6 protein-coding genes are annotated in these 6,561 nt (G+C 69.4%); 5 read left to right on the forward strand and 1 reads right to left on the reverse strand.

Annotation, left to right across the window (positions count from 1 at the left end; genetic code table 11):
• The 5 genes from BMY61_RS43235 to BMY61_RS43255 form a co-directional block, all read left to right on the forward strand.
• The coding region (locus BMY61_RS43235; RefSeq protein ID WP_075004314.1) for an ABC transporter ATP-binding protein at positions 1-915 on the forward strand (915 nt) is incomplete at its 5' end.
• Positions 916-1,135: 220 nt separating this feature from the next.
• Complete coding sequence (locus BMY61_RS43240) at positions 1,136-2,854, forward strand: ABC transporter substrate-binding protein (protein WP_042457614.1); 1,719 nt, start codon at positions 1,136-1,138, stop codon at positions 2,852-2,854.
• Between the two features lie 273 nt (positions 2,855-3,127).
• Entirely contained in the window at positions 3,128-4,537 is a 1,410-nt protein-coding gene (locus tag BMY61_RS43245; RefSeq protein ID WP_075004315.1) for a GH1 family beta-glucosidase, read from the forward strand.
• Positions 4,538-5,278: 741 nt separating this feature from the next.
• Positions 5,279-5,827 carry a hypothetical protein gene (locus BMY61_RS43250; protein WP_143094837.1) on the forward strand — a complete coding sequence of 183 codons (549 nt, stop codon included), beginning with the start codon at positions 5,279-5,281 and terminating at the stop codon, positions 5,825-5,827.
• Between the two features lie 32 nt (positions 5,828-5,859).
• A complete protein-coding gene (locus BMY61_RS43255) occupies positions 5,860-6,177 on the forward strand; it encodes a hypothetical protein (protein ID WP_042457623.1) in 318 nt (105 codons plus the stop codon).
• A gap of 92 nt (positions 6,178-6,269) precedes the next feature.
• Here BMY61_RS43255 and BMY61_RS46960 read toward each other — a convergent pair.
• On the reverse strand, positions 6,270-6,561 hold a 292-nt coding region (locus tag BMY61_RS46960; protein WP_177240417.1), incomplete at its 5' end, for a hypothetical protein.

Here is a 6,561-nt window from a genome sequence, read left to right on the forward strand (position 1 = left end):
ACCCTGGCCAGGCTGCTCACCCAGCTCATCGCGCCGACCACGGGCGAGCTGCTGCTCGACGGCGAGCGGGTCCGTACCGACACGAAGTCCCGCCGCGCCTACACCAGCCGGGTGCATCTGGTGCTGCAGGACCCCTTCTCCTCGCTCAACTCCGTGCACACCGTGCGCTACCACCTGGAGCGACCGCTGAAGCTGCACGCCGGCCGGCGCCTGGGCCGGGAGGAGTTGGAGCGGCGCGTCCTCGACCTGCTGGAACGTGTCTCCCTCACGCCCGCCGAGAACTACATCGACAAGTACCCGCACGAGCTCTCCGGCGGACAGCGCCAACGCGTCGCCATCGCCCGCGGACTCGCGGTGGAGCCGGAGGTGCTGCTCGCCGACGAGCCCGTCTCGATGCTGGACGTGTCGATCCGGCTCGGCGTGCTCAACCTGCTCGACGAGCTGCGCGAGCGTGAGCAGTTGGCCATTCTCTACGTCACCCACGACATCGCCTCGGCCCGCTACCTCGCGGACTCGATCGTGGTCATGTACGCCGGGCAGATCGTCGAGTCAGGTGACGCGGTGCAGATCACCGACGCGCCGGCCCACCCCTACACCCAACTCCTGCTCAGCGCCGCGCCCGACCCCGAGCGGGCCGAGCCTCCGGTGCTGCGCGGGCGGGGCGCGCCGCCCAGCCTGGTCTCCCCGCCCAGCGGCTGCCGCTTCCACCCGCGCTGTCCCTTCGCCATGCCGGTCTGCTCCCAGCAGACGCCGCCCACGCTCCAGGTCCAGAGCGCCGAGCCGGGCCGGCACGTCGCCGCCTGCTGGCTGCTCGACCCGGAGCACACACCCATCACGTCCGCCGAACCGGATGTGCCGCAGACGAGGAATGTGCCCTCGCCCCAGCGCCACGAGGACCCGACGAATCCGGCGTGAACCGCCGCTCCGTCGGCCGGCTCCTACCACCCAGGGATCGCCGGGATGCTTCGGGCGAGCGCCAACTCGCCCGAAGCGACGTCCGCTTCGACACACCGCGAACCGTCCGGCACGCACCGGACGGATCGCAGCAGCACCACCCCACCACCGCTCACTGACCTGGACATGGTCGTTCACCACTGGCCGGCGCCCGCCGGTCGGACACAAGGAGCGTACGACAATGAGACGCAGCACCACCTTCACGAGCATCGCCGTCCTGGCGGCCCTGGGAATGAGCCTCACGGCCTGTTCGAGCTCCTCCTCTCCCAAGTCGAGCGGCTCGGGCGGCGGCAGCGTCGCGGCGGAGACCCTCTACCTGGAGGACAACACCGGCGCGACCGCGTTCACCGAGGACTTCAACCCGTTCGACGGCAACTCCTTCGGCCGGACGCAGAACACCGACTCGCTGATCTACGAGCCGCTGCTGCAGTACAACACCCTCAACCCGACCCAGGCGCCGACCCCGTGGCTCGCCGACAAGATCGACTGGTCGGCGGACGGCAAGACCGCCACGATCCACCTGCACTCCGGCGTCAAGTGGTCCGACGGCTCCCCGCTCACCTCCGCGGACGTGGCCTTCACCTACCAACTGGTGACGGACAACGCGGCGGCGAACACCCAGGGCGTGCCGAAGGCCGCCTCGATCGCCACGCCCGACACCAGCACCGTGGTGCTCACCTTCGCCTCGCCCGAGATGGCCGGTGCCCAGGCGATCGGCAACCAGCTGATCGTGCAGAAGAAGCAGTGGTCCGCGATCTCGGCTCCGGCGACCGCGGTCATCAAGGCGTCACAGGCGATAGGCACCGGCCCCTACGTGGTCGACGCCTTCGGCGCCCAGAAGGTCAGCTACAAGGCCAACGCGGCCTACTGGGGCGGCAAGGCCAAGGTGCCCGAGGTCGCCGTGGCCAACTACGCCAGCAACGACGCGGCCACCACCGCGCTCGCCCAGGGCCAGCTCGACCTGGCCGGCAACGACATCAACAACGTGCTGACCTCCTTCGTGGGCCGGGACCCGCAGCACAACCACCTGTTCCAGACCGACGCGCCGTACTTCCCCGCCGGGAACACGGTCGCGCTGCTGCTCAACACCAAGAGCCCGACCGCGCCGGCCCTGGCCGACGTGGCGGTCCGCAAGGCCGTCAGCGCGGGCATCGACCGCGCCTCCATGGCCAGCCAGTGCGAGACCAACTACGAGCTGCCCGCGTCCTCGTCCGGTGGTCTGACGCTGCCGCTCGACCAGAGCTCGCTCAACCCGGCGACCGCCCACGACCTGCAGTCGGGTTCGGACGTGTCCGCGGTGCGGAGCCTGCTGAGCGCGGACGGCTACGCCAAGGTCGGCGGTAAGTGGACCAAGGGCGGCAAGACCATCTCGTTCACGATCATCGACCCGAACTCCTTCACGGACTACTGGTGCGACGCCAAGGCCATGCAGCAGACGCTGAACGGCCTCGGCTTCGACGTGAAGGTCAACGGCGACATGGACTACAACGGCTGGAACACGGCCATCACCACCGGCAAGTACGACGTGGCGCTGCACTGGGGGCAGGGCACCACGGCCTTCCAGCGGCTCCAGTTCATCCTGGACTCCACCCTGACCTCGCCCGTCGGCCAGCCCTCCGCCGGTGACTTCAGCCGCTACCAGAGCAGCGCCGCGGACGCGGCCGTGAAGCAGTACCAGAACGCGACCACGGCGGCGGACCAGCAGTCCGCGCTCAACGCCCTGCAGCAGGAGCTCTCGACGAACGTGCCGGCGGTGCCGGTGCTCTACGGAGCGTCCTGGTACGAGTTCAGCACGGCGAACTTCACCGGCTGGCCGACGAAGGACAACGCCTACGTCAACCCGACCCCGCAGGACCAGTCCTACGAGTACATGATCCTGCACCTGACCCCGGTCAAGTAGGGCTGCAGATCGGACGATCCTCCCTCGGGCCGCGGTCAAGGAGTGCCTTCCCGCGGCGGTCCGAGGGACGGAGGAGAACCGTCGACGCGTGCTGCCCACCGTCGTCGTGACGCCTCCGAACCGCGGTGACGCGGAGGCAGTACGGACCTCCTCGTCACCCGGTCCAGGACGCCGGCCCGGAATCCGACCCCGCGCCCGGCCGGCGTCCTGGACCACATCCCGTTCCTCATGCTTGCCCGGTTCCTCCGCTCGGCCTCCGTAAGGAGCACATCCATGACTGACCGCCAGTTTCCGCCCGGCTTCCTCTGGGGCACCGCCACGGCCGCGTACCAGATCGAGGGCGCTGCCGCCGAGGACGGGCGGTCTCCGTCGATCTGGGACACCTTCAGCCATACCCCCGGCAAGGTGGTCGGCGGCGACACCGGCGACGTCGCCGCCGACCACTACCGCCGCCGGCCCGAGGACGTCGAGTTGATGACGCGGCTCGGCGTCGGCGCGTACCGCTTCTCGGTCTCCTGGTCGCGCGTCCAGCCGACCGGGACCGGTCCTGCCAACGAGCGCGGACTCGACTTCTATCGCGCCCTGGTGGACGACCTCCTCTCGCGTGGCATCCAGCCCTGTCTCACGCTGTACCACTGGGACCTGCCGCAGGAGCTGGAGGACGCCGGCGGTTGGCCCGAGCGCGAGACCGCGTACCGCTTCGCCGAGTACGCCGAACTGGTGGGGTCCGCGCTCGGCGACCGTGTCCGGCTGTGGACCACGCTCAACGAACCCTGGTGCAGCGCGTTCCTCGGCTACAGCTCCGGCGTGCACGCCCCCGGCCGGACCGATCCGGTGGCCTCGCTCAGGGCCGCGCACCATCTCAACCTCGGCCACGGCCTGGCCGTGAAGGCGCTGCGTGCCGTGCTGCCGACCGAGGCGCAGGTGTCGGTCACGCTCAACCCCGCCTACGTCCGCCCCTTCTCCGACGCGCCCGCCGACGTCGACGCCGCGCGTCGCATCGACGCCCTGGCCACCCGCGTCTTCACCGGCCCGATGCTGGAAGGCGCCTACCCGGCCGACTTGCTGGCGGACACCGCGTCGCTGACCGACTGGTCCTTCGTGCGCGACGGCGACACCGCGACGAGCAACCAGCCCCTCGACAGTGTGGGCTTGAACTACTACTCGCCGACCCTGGTCTCGGCCGCCTCCGGCGACACCCCGCGCGTCATGGCCGACGGCCACAAGCCCAGCGAGTTCTCCGCCTGGCCCGCCGCCGACGACGTCGACTTCCACCAGGCGCCCGGCGACCGGACGGCGATGGGATGGTCGATCGACCCCGCCGGGATGTACGAGCTGCTGATGCGGTTCTCCCGCGCGTACCCGGCCCTGCCGCTGCTGATCACCGAGAACGGCGCCGCGTACGACGACAAGCCAGGGCCCGACGGCTCGGTGCACGACCCGGAGCGGATCGCCTACCTGCACAGCCACCTGGACGCCGTGCGGCGCGCCATGGCGGACGGGGCCGACGTGCGCGGGTACTTCCTCTGGTCGCTGCTGGACAACTTCGAGTGGGCCTACGGCTACTCCAAGCGCTTCGGCGCGGTTCACGTCGACTATGCGACCCAACAGCGCACCCTGAAGTCCAGCGCCCGTTGGTACGCCGACCTGGTCCGCACGGGCCGTCTCCCGCAGCCGGAGTAGGCGCCCGGCACCCAGAAGCAGGCGGCGGCCGCACACCTGAGGGTGTGTGCGGCCGCCGCCGCGTTCATGTCTTGACGCATCGTCAAAGTTGCTGGCGGCAGCGGCGGGGCCGATGTTGAGGGCCGTCTCAGTCGCCCGATCGCCCGGACGGGCAATCGGCGGAACGAGGCCCACCTTCGTCGCGTCCTGCGGATTTACGAGCGGCATGACAACCAGCACCGTTCCCACTGGGCGTTGGCTGGCGCGGCACCCCTGCGAGCCCTCCCCGCACGGCTCGAACCGCCCCAGGTCGAGCGCCCTGGACATACGCCGGCGCGACCGACTCGGCGGAGTCCTCCACGCGTACGAGCATGTCGCTTGACCTGCGCGGACAGGGATTTCGGCACCCACAAGCACCAGCGCTCACGGACACGCCACTCTTCGCCTTACCCGCCAGACGACGACCCGCCGCAGACGCCCGAGGACGATGCCACCTCCTTCGGGTGACATGTGTGGACGCGACGCCAAGCAGGGGGAATGAATAGCCGCGTCCCCTGATCACGTACACGGAGATCACTGATGAGCGCGTCCCCCGCCTCCCGGCCGCCCAGGCGACGACCGACGCGAGGAGGAGCCCGACTGCGACGAAGCGCGCTCGCCGGACTGCTCCTCGTCGCCGCCTCGGCCGCGCCGGCAAGCGCGACAAGTCGGCCCGCAGCACCGCACAGCACCGATCTGGGGCGCTGCGACATGGCGCCCGTCATGTCCGCACGAATCGGCCACTGGCTCTGCTACAAGACCGTCCAAGCCGTCGGCGACCATGACGGAAACCCCATCCAGAGCAATCCTGTCCGGGTCCGGGACGACAGCACGCACTACACGTATTACGCCGACATCTTCTACGGGGTGGGCGATACCCCCCTGGGCGAAGTCTTCACCCGTGCCCACCTCTCGCTCCGGGGCTACGCCATCCAACTGGACCAGTTCCAGATCGCGAGAGTCCGGGGTGCCGGGGCCGACATCAGCGCCGAACTCAAGTCCAGACTTGTCACTGCGGGGCCGTATGGCGTCTACCCCCTGGACAGCCGCGCCTGCGGCCCGAGCGGATGGCTCGCGGGGGCCACCTTCACGTGCCCGAAGATCTACGAGGGCAAGGCGGACGAAGACCTCAACGTGTCGCTCGTCTTCTCCTGGACCAACCAGAGCGAGCCCAATCCCAGCTCGCCCGACGGCTACTGGAGCGTCCTGGAATCCACGAAGACGGTCCAGTGCCGCGCCAACCGAACCGTGGTCTGCCAGGTCATGCCCTGACCTGGACCTCAACCGATATCCGAGGATGCCGCATGGATGTACCCGCACCTCTGAGCAACAGGATCGGGACAGGCACCGTCTACCTGCAATGGGTCGAAGCCCCGGACGAACAGCCGCAGGGCTACTACGGCTACTGGGAAGCCACCGCCTTGGACACGCCTGAAGTCCCCTCAGGCAATCTCGAGGAATCACCGGTGCACCCCGAAGCCGTGGATGCGGTGGCCTGGGCGCGCAAACGCACGGGCCGCGTCGTCATCCAGGTCCAGGACGGACGCATCCTCTGGGCCGGAACCAACCCCATGCCCGACGACCCCGACCTCGCCGGAGAGTGGCACCCCTTGGACCTGTGAGCCGCGATCAGGAGCAGGGAACGGAAGAACGGTGGGCGGGCTGCCCAGCCGGGTCAGCCCGCCCACCGCGTCTCACAGGCGGCGCTGCTCGGTCAGGACAAGGTCACGTCGTCGTAGTAGGTGTAGGTCGGGTCGCCGGGGTAGTTGTCGTCCTTGTTGGTCAGGGTCAGCGTGTAGCTGTGGCCGGCGGTGATGTTCGCCGTCTTCAGCACCCAGCCGGAGCTGGAGACGCAGGTCTTGGCCAGGACGGTGGTGGTGGTGCCGGTGGTGTTGTCCTTCAGGGTGGCCGTGGCCCAGTCGTAGGTGACGGTGTCCGGGCAGGTCACGTTGTAGTAGAAGGACAGCTTGGTCGAGCCGGTCGGCGCGGTGAAGGTCTGCGCCGCG

The sequence above is a fragment of the Streptacidiphilus jiangxiensis genome, assembly GCF_900109465.1.
Taxonomy (GTDB): Bacteria; Actinomycetota; Actinomycetes; order Streptomycetales; family Streptomycetaceae; genus Streptacidiphilus; species Streptacidiphilus jiangxiensis.

Excerpts from the sequence above, each read along its gene's own strand:
- BMY61_RS43245 (WP_075004315.1), top strand. The coding sequence starts at position 3,128 with ATGACTGACCGCCAGTTTCCGCCCGGCTTCCTCTGGGGCACCGCCACG.
- BMY61_RS43240 (WP_042457614.1), top strand. The coding sequence starts at position 1,136 with ATGAGACGCAGCACCACCTTCACGAGCATCGCCGTCCTGGCGGCCCTG.
- BMY61_RS43255 (WP_042457623.1), top strand. The coding sequence starts at position 5,860 with ATGGATGTACCCGCACCTCTGAGCAACAGGATCGGGACAGGCACCGTC.
- BMY61_RS43250 (WP_143094837.1), top strand. The coding sequence starts at position 5,279 with ATGTCCGCACGAATCGGCCACTGGCTCTGCTACAAGACCGTCCAAGCC.